The following is a 17,708-nucleotide window of genomic DNA, read 5'->3' on the forward strand; positions in this document are numbered from 1 at the left end:
AATCTTTGAATTTTTGTAGTTGAGGCGAATGCAGAGGGAATCATGAGCAAGTTCCTTCGTTTGATGGCTATGCCTTGAAAATTCTTAAATGCCGATCATCAAGAACCGGCACAAACAGAAATTTCTGTGCTTACTATTACTAAAAGATAGGTAACAGTTGAAAGAAGCAGGAACCGCTTGTTGCGCTCGGCTTAAAGGATGGGTTCATCCTGCTGCGATGAGTAGCAAGGTGGCTAAAGAAGTAGAGTAAGCCTGGTACAGCCAGCACTAAACAGGTAAGTGTCAGGCTTGTTTTTTCGCGAAGCCGTAATGTTTATAATTTTTCCGCTTGAGTAGTTAAGAACTGAATCTCTTGTTTCAGGTTGGCAACCATCTGCTGTTTTTGTCAAGCAGGGTGATGGGTTAAAGTCCTTCAAGGAGGCCATCAGTTTTGTCGACTCTACTTTGTTCAGGAACTCGTTACGGATTGATGCTGCAAGTCTTGAAATGTACAACAGGCTTTTCTCGTCATTTGTACCTTCTTCGATTGTTGCCTCTTTTAACTGGCTGTCGAATGCTACAGATGATTTTGAAACTTTTCAATGACCGTCTGACGGTCACTTCTCATGGAATTAATCAAAGCGGTTTCTTCAGTTTTTGATCGGTCCTTTTCGCAAGACCTATGTTATTTTCTAAAAAATACTTTGACGGTTGTTCCTACATTCACTTCGCTGTCAACTTCAATTTTTCCCCCCAGAGATAATATCTGGGTCTTTGCCAAGTACATACCAATCCCTTTACCCTCGATGTGTAAATGAAATCTTCCATAAAGCGTGAAAAGTTTCCCCTCAATTTTTTGCAAATGCATGCCCAGGCCATTGTCGGAGACAGCGAGGCATATATAATCTTCGGTATTGGTGGCAGTTATGTGAATTTCTGGAACTCTATCAGGATGTCGGAAATTGAAACAGTTGCTAAGTAATTGATATACTATATTTTTTAAATAAGCATGTGAAGTAGTGATGACTTCAACTTCCGAGATATTACTCGATACCGTTGCATTTGTATTGTTAATTTCTCTTTTAAAAACAGAAATCACTTCACTGATTTCTTCTTGCAGATTAAGTTCTTCCAATTGGTTGGGTGTATCTTTTACCTGTAAAATTTGGTTGAGATCTTTAATCACAGAATCAATCTCTTCAGCGGTCGTGAGTAGCTTGTCGGTTAAAGATTTTGTTTCTTCAGGGTCATTACCCGTCATCCGCATAACAATACCAAGCCCCAGCATCCTGGCAACCGGTCCACGTAAATTGTGGGCAGTAACGAACGCAAATTGTTCCAATTGCTGGTTATATTCAACAAGCTCCTTTGTTCTTTTGTGAACCTCTTGTTCAAGCGTTTCATTCCGGTTTTTTATTTCTTTGTTTTTGCCTTCAATGATAGTGTTAGCGTTCTGAAGTTGATCGTTTTTATTCGACAATAAATTGTTGACATAAATCAGTTCTTTCGTTTTTTCATGGACAACCCCCTCCAGAATCATTTTTTGTTTTTTTTCCCTTCTTACACTATACCGAACGAGCGAATGAACCAGAATATAAAATGAACCTATATATATAACGTAAGCAAGCCCGGTGCTATACCACGGTGGATTAATACGGAAGCGAAACGACGCTGGTTCACTGATAACATCGTAAACATTTTTTGCGCGTACATAAAAAGTATAATCTCCTGCTGGTAAATTAGTATAATGTGCATCTCTACCCGTGGTCCATTCAGACCATTTATTTTCAAATCCCTCAATCGTATATTGATACTGATTCATTTCCGTACTCTCCAGCGAAGAACAGAGAAATTCAAACTTGAGATTGTTGACGGCAAAACGCAGTGTTGGAGTTGTTGTTGCCTTTGTGGAATTTTCGTAAATCAAAGAATCACTGGTCCACACTTTTTGTATAGATATATGTATAGGATCATTATAGAATGTTTTTTGATTCGGGTTGTAATTATATACTTTTTGGTCATTTCCGATCCATATTTCACCGGAATTTGTAACGAGTATCGGAGCATCAACGCCTACTCTTAAATTACGAAATGACGTGGCAATTTTATTAAAAGGGGTGAGCAACAATTTAAAATTTCCTTTAGACTGCCGCTGCAAAACCCCCGCTGTCTCTTTGCCTTTGGGATGAGCGCCCCAGAAATATATATCACCTTCCGGGCTTTCGGTGAGCGTGTAAATGCAAAAACCGCTTCCCAGTGCTTTGTCATATACGTCTTCCTGTTCAAAAGAATTACGCGTCTTGTTATAGCTATATATACCGTTGATGGTTGATGCAACGATTTTTCCCTTTAATCGATGAATTTTATTATAAATGCTGGAAGGAAGTCCATTGGTTTTGTCATAGAAGGTATTGGAAATTACGGAGTCCATGTCCTGATTCAACTTCAGTTTCCAGATGCCTTTGTTGAGGTGGCTGATCCAGATATTACCTTCTTCATCCTGGAGTATATTCCGTGTTTCTTCTTCAAATCCTTTGATTCTCTTCTTAGACCATTTACCGTCCTTATTTTGCAATAACCATATCCCGGTATTGTAAGTACCCATGATCATACGATCAGCTCGTTTTTCCAGCGAGCATAGCGACATCACCCACGGATGCTTGATAATCATCTTAGCTTTGTCGTGGTATATTTGCAGCACGCTGGAGTCGTGACATGCATACATTGTATTATGAAAATTGTAGAGATTCCAGATACCACCTTCTACTCCGGCGAGCATGGTGAAGGTGCCTCTTTCTTTCTCGTAAAAAATCCCCTTTGTTGTTCCTATATATTGGTATTGAGTTGCACGGCCAAGCGACATGATAAATCCCTTTAGTCCGTTTTTATTATCATAATAGGAGATAGGAGAACTGGCTATAACCTGGAGGATGTTTGAATCGGCATTAAACCATAGGTTGTGCTGCTGGTCTTCCAGGACAAATGCGTCTCCTTCCAAAAGGTTTTCATTGTCGATGCGATATACCGGCTCGCCGTTGCTATTAAAAAAGAGTATTGCTCTTCCTATGTGAACCACAATATTACCATTACTGGTACTGGTTATATGGTGTATTTTCAGGTTCTTCAGGTTTTTGTTGAGCTTTTCAGAGAGCATCCTCCAATCATCATCAGGATGCTTTTCATCTACTGACCAAACCTGATTTTTGTCGTCAAGCACCAACAGGTTGTCATCAGAATTACTGGAAAACCATTTATAGTGTGTGTCGCTTGTTTTTGTAAAATGGGGGTTGGTCGCAAATCTGCCGTTTTTATAGTTGTGTAAGCCGGAACCTTTTTTTAGGTATATGTTATTTCGGCTCACAATAAAGCCTTCACCTCCGGGTTGGTGAACTTTAAATTTACCGTTACCATATATGTATATATGATTTTCGTTGCAGAAAAATACTTCATTGTTAAAGACTCTCACACCGGTGCGCTCATCCAGTTTGTAGGAGTCCGGGATCTCATGCGTTAATGAATGGTACTCATACGTACCGCCGGGTCCGATCTTAAAAACACCAACCTCGTATGTTGATGAGGTATATATGTTTCCTTCATCATCAATGCCTGCATAATAAATAGCCTCTCTATTGGGTAGTGAAATAAGATCCCAGCGAGTGCCATCATATCGGAGAAGTCCCTCTGTATTGGCAACGTAAATAACGCCATGTTTATCCTGAAGGATCGCCCAGTTTTGACTGGCACCCTGGTAAACCTCAATGGGGTAATTCTGTTCAAATAGCTGCTGCGCATGCGTAATAAAACACGTTAGAAAAAACACACATGTCGTAGCGAGGTATCGCATCGGTTAAATGGTTAAAGATTGTATACCAAACTGCTGATCAATTTGAACTCAAAGCTATAGCAAATGATCTTATCAATACATGGGATGAACACTAACAGGGACATCGGTATTTTTACTGACTTGCCCAATCAAGACGGGTACTTATCTATTCTGAAGTGTAAGTGCGTCATGGCTATATGCTACACATTATTAATAGCCACGTGCCTGTGTATTTCTTTTAATATTAACGGTAGCAAAGACGAAGGATATGAGAAAGGGTGATGATTGTACATCCTTGGGCTCAAATGTCTTCAGGCGCAATATAGCATAGGTTCGCGCTTGCCAAGACCCGCTATACCTACCAGATTCTTCTTCATGTTAATCCGGCGCATTGATTTCAATGTTAGGATTTTAGATAATTTCAAATTCGCGGCAAAACGATGTGTGTTTAGGAGTGGCGTGATTACTTAACGGGATGGATTGTCTAGACTCTTTAGACTATTTGTCATTTTTTAAAAGGGCGGTGATGTAAGCTCCATACTAAATTAAAGAGCTTTTTTTTTCTTACTCATATTTACATTCCTGTAGTAATAGGTGCGCTTAGTATACAAGACTGCTACAATTAAACCACAATGCTACGTTACAAGGTGGGTAGACTTTTCGGGATGCATTCTGCGATGTTTTGGCTCTTCAGTGAAAATAAGAACTGTTTACTTTGCGTGATGTTGACCTGTAGCTTTTTTGCTGCGGTAAAATAGACGCAAAGAATGATGACGAGTTTAGTTCAAGGTGACGGCAAGAATCTCAGGACGTTAAGGAAATTTATAATTAGACTATACTTAACGGTGTGCTTGGTGAGTGTAAACCCTATAGTAAAAGCACAAGTATACCCATTTGACGATATACTGTTTGGCGTAGCGTATTACCATGAGTATATGCCTTATGAGCGGCTTGGGCAAGATGTAGCGTTAATGAAAGATGCCGGCATCAACTATGTTCGCTTAGGTGAATCAACCTGGCAATTATGGGAGCCTAAAGAAGGAGAATTTGAATTCGCGTGGATGGACAAAGTTGTAAGCGCGATGCATAAAGCAGGCATTAAAGTAATCATCGGCACACCCACATATTCTATCCCGGCCTGGCTATACCATAAATATCCGGAGATAACAGCCATGCAGGAGAATGGACAACGACTGAAATATGGCATCCGTCAAAATGTAGATTTAACGAATCCTATATATCAATACTATAGTCAAAGAATTATAAAAAGAATCGTAGAACACTATAAAGCAAATCCCGCGGTTATAGGTTATCAGATCGATAACGAAACACATTCCAAGTGGCCGGATGATAAAGTGAATCACCTCCTATATATAGATTACCTCAAGAAAAAATTTCAGACCGTTGACAAAGTAAATATAGTATGGGGGCTTAACTATTGGGGGCAAGCTATAAATGAATGGGATGAGCTGCATCCTGCCAGCGGATTCAATCATCCGGGCTATAGGCTGGAGTGGGCGCGATACCAGCGATCTACGGTAACTGATTTTCTTTCTTGGCAGGCATCCATCGTTAAAAAATACAAAGCGCCTTCCCAATTTATTATGCACGACTTTGCCGGTGCTCTTCGCAGCGATTTGGATCAAAAGGCAATTTCAGCCGTACTCGACTATGCAGGCGTGAATATATATCATTACGATCAGGATCGATCCGATGGACTTCGCATCGCCATGCAGGGTGATTTTACGCGCTCGCTGAAAATGAAGAATTACCTGGTTCCAGAAACCAACGCAGCTTCCATTGGCTGGAATTCAAAAGAACAGTTTCCTCCCTATGATGGACAGCTAAGACTAAATTACTACTCGCATATAGGCTCGGGCGCCAACCTGGTTTCCTATTGGCATTGGCACTCTTTGCACAACGGTATAGAACAATACTGGAGAGGAGTTCTTCCCCATGACCTCAAACCCGGAAGAATATATAAAGAGATTAGCACCATCGGGCACGAGCGTGAAAAGCTTGGCAGGAAGCTGGTGAACATCAGGAAGAATAACAAAGTAGCGATTCTCTTCAGCGAAGACTCGGATGTTGCTCTCAACCTTCAACGTTTTGATAACAACTTCAAAGGCCCTGAAACCGGCCCCTGGGATGCTGACGGAGCCTATCAAAAGATACTTGCAAGGTTCTACAAAGTTTTATACGATTTGAATGTTGAAGCAGACTTTGTATTTGATAATACAGAAGATCTTAGCAAGTATGAGGTATTGATTGTACCATCCCTGTATATAGCAAGCGATGCAATGCTGAGCAGGCTTAATGCTTTTGTGAAAAATGGAGGCCACCTCATGGTAACTATGAAAAGCGGGTTTTGTAATGAGTACTCAGCTGTACGCCATGAGACAATGCCTGCTGGTCTTACAGATATAGCAGGATTTACCTACCAGGAATTCTCAACCCTGCGTTCGCCGGTTCCCTTGAAGGGAGATCCGTTCAAAGTAAATGGTGAGAACTATACCGAGCAATGGGCCGAGTTTTTACAGACTACCACAGCTAAGCCACTTGCTTTTTACGATCATCCGGTGTTCGGTATATACCCCGCTATAGTACGAAACAACAGCGGTAAAGGAGCGATGACTTATTTCGGAACTATACCTTCAGAAAGCATTATTAAAAGTATACTAACATCTGAACTGCGTAAACTGAATCTTCTTGGAACAGATCAACAATTACCGGAGAGAGTAAAAGTAAAACACGGCCTCAGCAATAGCGGAAAGTATCTTCACTTATACTATAACTTTTCACCGGCTGACAAGACGTTCCCTTACATGTATGACGATGGAGTCGACCTGCTCACAGGCCAGGCAGTTCAAAAAGGTATAACCCTGATGCTAAAAGCCTGGGATGTGGCCATCATCGAAACAAAGTAGCGCAAGGGGTATAGTTGTGGTTCTCCACTATAGCATTTGGGTATAGCCCTACACGCAGAATTTTTAAGACAATAGATACAATCGTTAAACTCCTAAAAATGGAAAAATCAATACTCTGCCAAATGAAAATGTGTCTGATCGGGGCGTTGCTGTTTTTTACAACAAGCACGGTGCTTGCCCAAAATGTAACGATTTCAGTGAATGCAGTTCAGAACAAACGCTTGATTTCCCCATACATCTACGGCCGAAATGAAGGCTTTGACAAACCTGCACAATTTTATAAAGATGCAGGGTTGCGCTTTGCGCGGTTAAACGGAGGTAATAACGCATCAGGTTATAACTGGCGTAAAAGAATTACGATTCATCCCGACTGGTATAATAATGTTTATGGTACTGATTGGGATGCACTAGCACAAAAAATTAATGACAACTTTCCCAATATACAGGGCATGTTTGCCTTTCAGTTACTGGGCAGAGTAGCATCCAATCCAAATAATAACTTCGATGACTGGGCTTACAACCAAGCACAGGGTTGGAGTGGTACTCATCAAAATTTAGCCGGTGGAGGAGTAGTCAATACAACGGGTGGAGGTCAAGCCTTGGTTGATGGAGATATGAATTTGTTCAGCAAGGTATGGCCGGCCGATTCTTCTGTTGAAATTCTTGATCATTGGTTTGGAGCCAATGGTAAAGGGTTTAACAAAAACCAGTTTGTGTACTGGAGTATGGATAATGAGACAGATATCTGGTTTGCTACTCATGACTGGGCTATGCCCACACAGTTATCCGCCGATGCCTTTATAGATCGCTACATTGAACTAGCGAAGAAAGCGAAAGCTTTATACCCGGGCATCAAGCTCTGTGGACCTGTTGGAACCGCAGAATGGTTTTGGTATAAATGGCAAGGTGAAAGTATAAATATCAATGGCAGGTATTATCCCTGGCTTGAGTATTTCATAAAACGTCTGGGTGATGAGTATAAAACAACCGGTGTCAAACTGGTAGATGTATTTGATATCCATAACTATCCTTCCTATAATAATGATGCTGAGGCACTACAGGGACACCGGATATACTATGATGAGACGTATGATTATCCAGGTTCAAATGGTATTAAGGGAAGTAAAGGTGGATGGGATAACTCACTTACAAAACAATATATATTCAAGCGTATCGATGGCTGGCTAACCGAGCACTTTGGAGCGAACCATGGTATAACAGCCGGTTTGAGCGAATGGGGTACCATGTCCAGCAGCAACCCAAGCCTGGAGTCTGTTATCTATGCTTCACACCTGGGCACCTTTGCAAACAATGGCGTTGAACTGTTTTCACCCTGGAACTGGTCAATCGGCATGTGGGAAACATTACACCTCTTTGGCAGGAATGCAAAAAAATACAGCGTATCCAGTACTTCCTCTCTGGAGAACACCGTATCAGCTTACTCCTCGGTAAATGAAAATTCAGACTCTTTAACGGTGATCGTTGTCAACCGTGATATGGGCGCCTCGCGCACGGTAACCATCAATCTAAACAATTTTACGGTTGCCAACGGAACATACAAAACATTGCAGTTGTCGTCTCTGCCGGCAACAGAGACTTTCGTTTCCCACACGCAAAACGCATTGAAGTCAAATACAGTGACGGCAAATTCAAATTCACTTACCCTCACCGTGCCATCACTTTCTACAACAGCAATTCTGTTGACCAAACCCGTAACGTATACCCTTAGTACTGCCGCTTCACCCGCTGCCGGTGGTACGGTGACAGGTGCAGGAACATATAATTCGGGAACCGCAGTAGCCGTAACTGCAACACCTGCTGCAGGATATACCTTTACTGGCTGGAGTGGCGATGCCACCGGGACGAATGCCATCACAACGGTGACTATGACCGCCAACAAGTCTGTTACGGCAAACTTCCAGGCAATCAAATATACTCTTGCCACTATAGCAACGCCGTCTGTTGGCGGCACAGTAAGCGGCGCAGGAGAGTATGTTATGGGAAGCACGGCAACACTCACTGCAACACCGGCAGCGGGGTATATCTTCACCGGCTGGAGTGGCGATGCCTCAGGGACTTCCGCTTCCACGACCATAACGATGAACGCCAATAAAACTGTTACAGCAAATTTCCAGTCACAGTCCGGCACAACGAAATATACTCTGACAACTATAGCTTCACCAACGGATGGTGGCAGTATAACTGGAGCCGGAACGTATGATGCCGGCAGCGTAGTAACACTCACCGCAATACCTTCGGCCGGGTATACCTTTACCGGCTGGAGTGGCGATGCATCCGGAACGGCTTCATCCACTACGGTAACGATCAGCAGCAACAAAACTGTTACTGCAAACTTCAGCATCACGAGCTTCACGCTTAGCGCTACCGTTGTGCCGGCTGCTGGCGGTTCGGTAACAGGATCCGGTACCTATATATCTGGAACCGTGGTGCCGATAGAAGCGGTAGCTGCACCCGGATATACTTTTACCGGTTGGAGCGGAGATATAGCAGGTAGCTCTTCTTCCCAAACAGTTACCATGAATCGTGACCTCGCTATTCAAGCCAACTTTCAGCCTGAAGGAGATGTCTTGAAAATTCCAAAGTTATTCTCACCGGACAACCATGGTGATGTAAGTACAGAAGCCTGGAATATTGTGAACGCTTACCTCTTGGATGGTTGTGACATCGTCATCTACAACCGGCAGGGACAGAAAGTATATTCTTCTACCGGGTATGCCAGTCCCTGGGACGGAACTTCAAACGGTAAACCGCTTCCCGATGGTGCGTACTTTTATTTAATCCGGTATCCTGATAATACAAAACAAACTGGTAGTGTTACCATCGCCCGACTGAAATGAAACTACCATTCAAACTTTTGCTTTTTGCTGCGGTATGGTGCATAATGTATCCTCTACAGGCACAGCAGAGCCCCGTCTATAGCCATTACTTTCTTAATCCGTTTTTATATAATCCATCGTTCGTGGCACCCAACGGGTATACTGAAGTATACCTGAACTATAGAAATCAATGGGCCGGTGTTGAAGGAGCACCTGTTACCGGAACACTAAGTTTTCATTTGCCACTAAGCTATAAGGCTGGTATAGCCTTTACGGGTTCTCAGGATAAGGCAGGCGTACTGAAAACAACTACGGGGCTTGCAACCTTTGCGTATCAGGTATACCTGGGAAACAAGGTTGGCGACAATCATAAGATTGCCTTTGGACTGTCGGCGGGTGTAACCAGTGTTTCTATTCGTGCCGATGATGGTTACTCAAACGACCCGGTGGTTGGCGCAACATCCACGTTTGAAGGACAGTTTGGTATGCATTATCAGCGCGGTAATTTTAAGCTTGCTTTTGCTATACCTCGTCTTTTCAATACCTATGTTGCATCTGAGAACAACTTTAACAAGGTTGGCATCAGCCAGGTTCGCAATACTATATCGTCTGCAAGCTATAGTATATATTTTAGTGATCGGATGGTTTTTGAACCTATGGTTATATACCGTACCAATGATAACACGAATGCTCAGCTGGAAGGCTTAGGTTCTCTGGTAATTAATAGTATAGTTTGGGTTGGAGGATCGTACCGACAACGTTATGGCGCTTCGGCGTTTGCCGGAACGAATATAAAGGACAAACTGAAAGTAGGATATGCTTACGAATTTGCAACAGGCAGTACAAATACGTTGGGCGCAGGCACACACGAAATACAACTGATCGTACAACTCGGAAAAAAGAAAAGACCGGAAGCAAAAACAAAACTAAAAACTATAGGTGGGTCTTCGCAGGTTAGTGAAGCTAATGAAACCGGTATATCGAATACAAATGAAACTATAGTACAGCAGGAGAGACCAGCGGAAACAGATAAGTCTTCGAGCCCTGTTGAAACAGCTCAACACCAAGAGGAAGCTAGGCAAGCAGAGATGCATGCCAGTGCGCTCGTTCCGGTTGATACACCTGATGGAAGTCAGACTAAGGTAATTACACAGTCACTTTCCGGAGAAGGATTAGCCCCTGGACATTATGTAGTGGTAGGTGTATTCCGTTCGCCTGCGTATGCGAAACAATATGCTTTTAACCTTAAACGAGCGAACTACCCGGCCGAAGTGGCGTACTATCATGAAAAGCATTACTATATAGTTCACATGAACAATGCGCCACCCACCCGGGAGCTGGCGCAAAAGCTTTGCAATGAATACAGACGGATGTCGCGGTATACCTTTCGTGACACATGGATTCTCAGTATTGAATGAGTGTGCGAAACTGATATAAGTGATTTTAACTTTCCAATAGTCGTGAACGAGAACAGTTTTTTCGCATTCAGTTGGTTTCTCGTAATGTTCTTGTCGGTTTTTTCATCGGACAAAATATTTGCGCAAAGACATCGCTTTGTACATATCGATAGTCGTCAGGGCTTGTCTAATAACTTCGTAAAAAGTATTTATAGGGACAAAACCGGTTTTATATGGATCGGAACCGAATCAGGGCTTAATCGGTTTGACGGTTATTCTATCAAGATATACCGCAACAACCTCGCGGATTCATCTTCTCTCATTAACGATAATATTAGCAGACTATTCGAGGTACCAGGGGGAGAGCTTGGCATTGTTACTGATCATGGTGTTTGCTTCTATGATCCAACCACGGAGAGATTCTCAACCAAGAGTCATTTCCTGGATAAAAAATCAATTGAAAATCCAGCGGATGTCACAAATATAGTTCATGACAATGCCGGTAATTATTGGCTTGTACTAAATAACAGTGGGCTGGTGTGCTTTAATGAAAAAAGAAAGAACATAGCTTCCTTAAAGCACATTGATGGTGATGTCTCAACCATCAGTACCAACAATATAACTTCTTTCGCACCGCATCATGATGGAAGTTACTGGATTGCGCATTCGAATGGTATTGTGGAGAATGCTGCGCTTGATAAAGGAAAACTCAGAGTGGTAAAGCGTATTTGTTTACCGACTTCAATGCGCAAGACCGGCAAACCTTTGCATTGTGAGTTGATGATTGATAAGGATGGGGACCTTTGGAGTTTTATAGCTAACGTGGACGAAGGTGTGTTTTATTACAATACAGATAAAAACAAAATATACCACCTTAAGAAAGATTCTATACCTACGGCATTGAGTTCTGATCTGATTACCGGACTTGTTCAGGATGATCAGGGCTATATATGGATTTCTTACAACGGTGCCGGAATTGATATACTGGATAAAAAGAGTTTTTCGATACGAAATGTTTCACAGGATTCAGATATAGGCACAGCGCTTAGTGTTCATTCAACTACTACGATATATAAAGACCCTGATGGTATAATTTGGCTCGGTACCTATAAAAATGGATTAAACTTCTTCCATGAAAGTATGGTGCCGTTTCCGATTTATAACCGACACTCCAAACGGTATGCCTTGCCCTTTGAAGATATAAATCATTTTATAGAAGACAAGAAAGGAAATCTGTGGCTGGGAACAAACGGAGGTGGATTGATATACCTGGACAGAAGCAGTGGTAGATTTACAACGTACAGGCATAATCCTAAGGATCCGTATAGCCTGAGTAGTAATGTTGTTGTGAGTTTGTGTTTAGACCACGAAGGCAAGTTATGGATCGGTACGTTCTTTGGCGGGCTAAATTGTTTTGACGGTGGTAAATTTACCCGGTATCAGCACCGTGTTAATGACTCCGGGAGTCTTTCTGATAAAAGTGTGTGGGAAATTTTTGAAGATTCAAAACACCAGCTATGGATCGGCACTCTTAACGGAGGTGTTAATCTCTTTAACAGAAAAACGAAAACATTTACACGTTACTCTCACGTACAGCAAAAAGCACTTCAATCAGGGTATATATCAACCGTTACTGAAGACACGAAGGGAAACCTGTGGTTCGGAACTTCCTTAGGCATCGACGTGCTACAGAAAGCCTCTGGAAATATAGTGCATTTCGAATCGGATAGGAATAATCGGACATCGCTTGCCAGCAATATTATTACCGGTATACTCGAAGATTCCAGGGGACGCATGTGGATAGGAACAGTCGGAGGGCTCAGCGTATGGCAGAGAAAAACAAATCGGTTTACCAATTTTACAGAGAAGGATGGACTGCCTCATAATACAATTATGTCTATGGAAGAAGATGCTGATGGCCGATTATGGCTCAGTACTTCCGATGGACTTGCGTGTGCCACTCCTATAGCATTTGGTGATAGCATTCAGCTCCGTTTTACCAACTACTCCGAGGCTGACGGTTTACAAGGACAACATTTTAATGAAGATGCGGCGATCAGGTTAAAAACCGGAGAACTTGTGTTTGGTGGAGACAAGGGCTTCCATATTTTCAAGCCAAAAGATATAGTGCATAATAAAACTATACCACGTCTTGTGTTTACAGATTTTCAGTTGTTTAACAGAAGTATACATCCGGGACGTGAAGAGACCAATAATGGCCCTTTGTTGTCGTCTTCCATTACCACAAATCCTTCTGTTTTGCTGGCAGCAAGCGATAATGTTTTCTCAATAGAGTTCGCTGCGCTTAACTTTATACACCCGTCTAAAACGAGGTATAAATACAAACTTGAAGGTTTAAATGACGATTGGATGCTTGCTGATGCCAACCACCGGCGAGTAACCTTTACCAACCTTGATGCAGGCCACTATACATTTCGTGTACTTGCGACTAACAATGATGGCGAGTGGAGTGAAGAAGGTATATCCCTTCCCATCAAAGTGCTTCCACCGTTCTGGAAATCAGGAGGAGCTTTTCTTACCTATATATTCCTTTTGCTTGCCGGGTTTTATATAACGCATAAAATAATACAGAAAGGCGAGCGAATGAAGTTCGCTATCAAGCAACAACAGGTGGAAACTATACGGTCACTCGAGCTGGATAAGATCAATACAAACTTCTTTACCAACGTGAGTCACGAATTTAGAGCTCTGCTTTCACTCACCATTTCTACCCTTAAAAAACTTAGTGAACAGGTTAAAGATATTGACCAACGAAAGGATGTTGATCTCATGCAACGATACGCCAAGCGATTGTTGAGCCTCGTGAACCAGCATCTTGATTTCCGGAAAATGGAAGTTCGTGATATTCGCTTTGATCCATTCGAGGGAGACATCATTCAGGTGGTTCGCGACACGGTATATTCGTTTACAGATCTTTCGGAGAAGAAAAGTATAAAGCTCACCTTCGAGTCGAGTATATCTTCGCTGGAAGCTATATTCGATTACGAAAAGGTTGAGAGGATATTGTTCAACCTTCTTTCCAACGCCTTCAAATTTACGTTGGACTCTGGAGCGATCTCGGTAATTGTCGATGTTAAAGAATTATCAGAAAACAGCATCATAGAAATCATTGTAAAAGATACTGGAATTGGTATACCGCCAGACCAGCGGGAGGTGGTCTTTGAGTGCTTTCTTCAAAATGAAATACCAAGCTCTATGGTGAACCAGGGCGGTGGTATCGGACTCGCTGTGACAAAAGAATTTGTACGGATCCATGGAGGAAGCATCATGGTTGAAAGTGAAGTTGGTAAAGGAAGTTCTTTTATTGTATTACTACCGCTTAAGAAAATTGCTGACTCTATTCCGGAAGCGATGATTAACCCGGTTAACAATGAGGTAGATAGTGTAGTAGACGGTGGTTCTATATCTATATCGAGAGGAAAGCCACTCATCTTGCTAGTAGAACATAACGAAGATTTTCGTTTGTATCTGAAAGAGAGCCTCAAGATACCGTATGATGTTATCGAAGCAAAAATGGGCGAAGAGGGGTGGCAGAAAACCATTTTGAAGTACCCGGATTTAATCATTACCAATGAGATAATGCCCGACTTGAATGGTATTAATCTTTGCAAAAAGATTAAATCAGATCAACGGGTAAATCATATACCGGTAATTTTGATCTCGGGCTATTCAGATGAAGAGCAATGGCTTGAAGGATTTGAGGTAGGTGCTGAGGCCTATATGTCGAAACCGCTCAGTATTCCGATATTGATCTCGAGAATCCGGAACTTAATTTCATTGCGAAAAACAATAGAGAACTTAGTTGAAAAAGAGTATGTACTTAGTGAAAGTGCGATGGCTCCTTTGGATAATATATTTATACGTGACGTTGTTACGGTAATCGAAAAGAATATAGCAAACAAAGAACTAACCGTCTCGGATCTAAGTCGCGAACTTGGTTTAAGTCGTGCACAGTTTTTCAGGAAAGTACAGGAGCTTACCGGTAAATCTCCATTAGAGCTGATTCGTTTTATTCGCATGCAACATGCAGCACAGCTTCTTGAGAAGAGTCAGCTCCTCGTGTCCGAAATTACCTGCCGGGTAGGGTTCACCAACTCCAGATATTTCGCACGCCTTTTCCAAAGACAATACCATGTATTGCCGTCAGAGTATGCCAGGGCTAAACGGAGAGATTAAGTGAGTGACAAGTATGTTCGACAAAGGCTGACCTTAATCCGACTATCTGTATACGTACATAAATGAATTTTAAACACTCTTATATTTTAAAATATGTCGCGGTTGAAACGAAAGTTAAGAATGCTTCTTATTCTTGAATTGACAGGATATATACTGATCTTTTTAATTTTTGGGTGGCTTATTATACTGATTTGAAATTAGACGTATGACTAAACGCTAAAGGACAGGTGCGCCGCCAGAAAGTTTAAATCAAATGAAGGTATATATGCGTACTATAGGAAACGCAATTTAATTTAAATACCGAAGCATGGCTACACTAAATTGACATGTAAGGGTTTTCTTACCTATGAGCAGGTAGTGCATGTCATTCAAATGGATGCGAATTTGCATACGGATATGCATGCAAAAAATGTATTTATATTGCAGTACCAGTGAACTCTTTATCATATGAAGCTGCCTGTAAAATATTGACACAGTTGCTGGTATACTCACATGAATTTGGAAGCCAAGTGTTGTTATTTAATTTCTAAATACTAAGACTCCATTCCTGGGGTACAAGGGTAGGGGAGACGCATCAGAGGATTTATACTCCAACTTGAGAAAATCGACAATATATACTATGCTCCGGTGCGTGTAGTGCTAAAGTAAATGTTGGCCAACACGTTGTCATCGACCTTCGTGCTGCACCAACATTTAATTCAACATTCAACATAGCCTTGTGGCTTTTAAAGCTTTATCATTTTTAAAAGAAGTACATCGTTTTCACGAATATCCAATTGGCGCGAAAAATTGCCAGCTGCTTTTATATGAACAATTTCCTTGAGATAGGGAGAACCATCATTTTGTCTTTTGATTTGATCTACTTGTTGCTTTGTTAGTTGTGATGGTCTGCCCATGGACAGATATGTTGTGTATGCATCATTGCTTTTATAGCCGACTTTATAAATCTCAAGTGCATAATCACCTTCGGGTACATTATTGATTTGTACATTCAATACGCCTTTTGCTTTCGCGGGCAAATCGCGTATGTAATACTTCTGGTTGTGAACAGAGTCGCCCGGATGCGTGTTCGTGAAGTCCCATAGCAAAGCCTGGACACCACCGTTGTCATCTTTTGTTACGATGGAAGATTCATCCTTGTTAACAAGCTCAACATTTCCGAGACGATTAAGGAATTGATAGGCGTAAAAAACTGGTTTGTTTATTCCCTGGGTTGTTAACATTCCGAAGCCTCCATGAAACGGAGTGAAACGTGGTCCAGGTTCTTCAAAGATATCAGTGAATACCCAATACGACATGGAGTTGGCAGCAGCACCAACTTGTTTCATTTTTTGGAGTACATAGGCCGCCTCATGGTAACTGTCGTGAATCGGATCTGCGGGCGTATAGGATGCACTCCACTCGGTATAATGGAGCTCAAGATTGGGTTTGGCAGAAGCGGAAATTTCTTTTCGTGATTGGAGAACATCCCCGCTAACACTCATTGGATTTTTATCAAGCACTGTACCAGACTCACCGTACTCATCGAGGAAACCTTGCTTTACGCCGTATGCATGTGTGCTCACAAAATCTATAGGTATATTATTCTTAACGCAGAAATCGATCATCTCCGGCTCCCATGCAGCCCCGGCTGTGCCAGGTCCTCCCACGCGATACGATTGATTTACGTTCTTGATTGCACGTGCTGCATGCTTGTATAACTTGAAATACTCCTCTTGGGTGCCGGCCCAGAAACCATCGAGATTAGGTTCATTCCATACTTCAAAATACCAGGTCTTTACTTCCTCCTCTCCGTATCGCTCCGTAAAATGCTGAACAAGATTCTTAATAAGCGCTTCCCATTTTTCATAGTCTCTGGGAGGAGTAACGTTACCACGCCACCAAAATATAGTCTTGTTTCCGCTGGCAAGTGCAGAAGGCATAAATCCCAATTCAACAAATGGTTTCATACCTATTGAATGGAGAAAATCAAAGAGTACATCAATGTACATATAATTGTAAATGGGATTTCCGTTTTTATCCTGCGAGTATACAGCCATGTCATCCGTTAACAGACCATGCATGCGGATAAACTTAAAGTCACATTCTTTCTTAACATAGGCCAATTGTTGTTGCCAATCTGCGCGAAGTCCTTCATTGGCACGCCCTGCCCCGACACATTCTTTAAACATGGTGTTTAATGGACCGGCAACTGCGTTAAAATCTACACTGATTGCCCGTGCTGGAGGTGATGCTTTTTTCCTTTGTGCAGTCGCAGGTACCACCATCAGGGAAACTATACATAGAATTAATTGATAACGCATTAACGCTAAGACTGGAGTTTTACTCATAAAAATTGATTGACAAGTTAAATTTGATTAAGGTTGTGTTTTAGGTTGGTAATTTCTTGTGGGAGTATATCAATTATATTTTAAAATAATCATGATAATTTTTTGTAGACTCTTTAGTATATATACTGAAGTAATCCGGTTTCATTGTTTGTTTCGTAAGCAAGTCACCTTCATCTTTTATGCGGATGCATGGATGGAAATAATAAGCGCCTGAAATA

At 41.9% G+C, this 17,708-nt stretch carries 6 protein-coding genes; 4 read left to right on the forward strand and 2 right to left on the reverse strand.

Features of this window, described 5'->3' with window-relative positions; all coding sequences use genetic code 11:
- Nucleotides 1–664: 664 nt before the first annotated feature.
- Nucleotides 665–3,823 (reverse strand): ATP-binding protein, encoded by a 3,159-nt coding sequence (locus B5Y40_RS10905; RefSeq protein WP_079686689.1) that lies wholly within the window; start codon nucleotides 3,821–3,823, stop codon nucleotides 665–667.
- A gap of 746 nt (nucleotides 3,824–4,569) precedes the next feature.
- On the opposite strand from B5Y40_RS10905, the gene B5Y40_RS10910 reads away from it, so the two are divergent.
- The 4 genes from B5Y40_RS10910 to B5Y40_RS10925 all read left to right on the forward strand — a co-directional run bounded on the left by B5Y40_RS10910 (nucleotide 4,570) and on the right by B5Y40_RS10925 (nucleotide 15,160).
- The gene (locus B5Y40_RS10910; protein WP_079686690.1) at nucleotides 4,570–6,729 is read left to right on the forward strand and encodes a beta-galactosidase; all 2,160 of its coding nucleotides are present in this window, start codon (nucleotides 4,570–4,572) and stop codon (nucleotides 6,727–6,729) included.
- 98 nt (nucleotides 6,730–6,827) lie between these two features.
- Nucleotides 6,828–9,587 (forward strand): InlB B-repeat-containing protein, encoded by a 2,760-nt coding sequence (locus B5Y40_RS10915; protein ID WP_079686691.1) that lies wholly within the window; start codon nucleotides 6,828–6,830, stop codon nucleotides 9,585–9,587.
- Nucleotides 9,584–10,984 (forward strand): PorP/SprF family type IX secretion system membrane protein, encoded by a 1,401-nt coding sequence (locus B5Y40_RS10920; RefSeq protein WP_079686692.1) that lies wholly within the window; start codon nucleotides 9,584–9,586, stop codon nucleotides 10,982–10,984. The genes B5Y40_RS10915 and B5Y40_RS10920 overlap by 4 nt, the downstream gene beginning before the upstream one ends.
- Nucleotides 10,985–11,026: 42 nt before the next feature.
- Nucleotides 11,027–15,160 carry a hybrid sensor histidine kinase/response regulator transcription factor gene (locus B5Y40_RS10925; RefSeq protein WP_143785697.1) on the forward strand — a complete coding sequence of 1,378 codons (4,134 nt, stop codon included), beginning with the start codon at nucleotides 11,027–11,029 and terminating at the stop codon, nucleotides 15,158–15,160.
- Between the two features lie 725 nt (nucleotides 15,161–15,885).
- Here B5Y40_RS10925 and B5Y40_RS10930 read toward each other — a convergent pair.
- On the reverse strand, nucleotides 15,886–17,490 hold the full coding sequence (locus B5Y40_RS10930; RefSeq protein ID WP_221408898.1) for a GH39 family glycosyl hydrolase: 1,605 nt from the start codon (nucleotides 17,488–17,490) through the stop codon (nucleotides 15,886–15,888).
- Between the last annotated feature and the right edge of the window lie 218 nt (nucleotides 17,491–17,708).

This window comes from Ohtaekwangia koreensis, assembly GCF_900167975.1.
Classification (GTDB): Bacteria; Bacteroidota; Bacteroidia; order Cytophagales; family Cyclobacteriaceae; genus Ohtaekwangia; species Ohtaekwangia koreensis.

Bases quoted from the DNA above. Each gene is read 5' to 3' on its own strand.
- B5Y40_RS10905 (WP_079686689.1), bottom strand. From the start codon at position 3,823: ATGCGATACCTCGCTACGACATGTGTGTTTTTTCTAACGTGTTTTATT.
- B5Y40_RS10910 (WP_079686690.1), top strand. From the start codon at position 4,570: ATGATGACGAGTTTAGTTCAAGGTGACGGCAAGAATCTCAGGACGTTA.
- B5Y40_RS10915 (WP_079686691.1), top strand. From the start codon at position 6,828: ATGGAAAAATCAATACTCTGCCAAATGAAAATGTGTCTGATCGGGGCG.
- B5Y40_RS10920 (WP_079686692.1), top strand. From the start codon at position 9,584: ATGAAACTACCATTCAAACTTTTGCTTTTTGCTGCGGTATGGTGCATA.
- B5Y40_RS10930 (WP_221408898.1), bottom strand. From the start codon at position 17,490: ATGAGTAAAACTCCAGTCTTAGCGTTAATGCGTTATCAATTAATTCTA.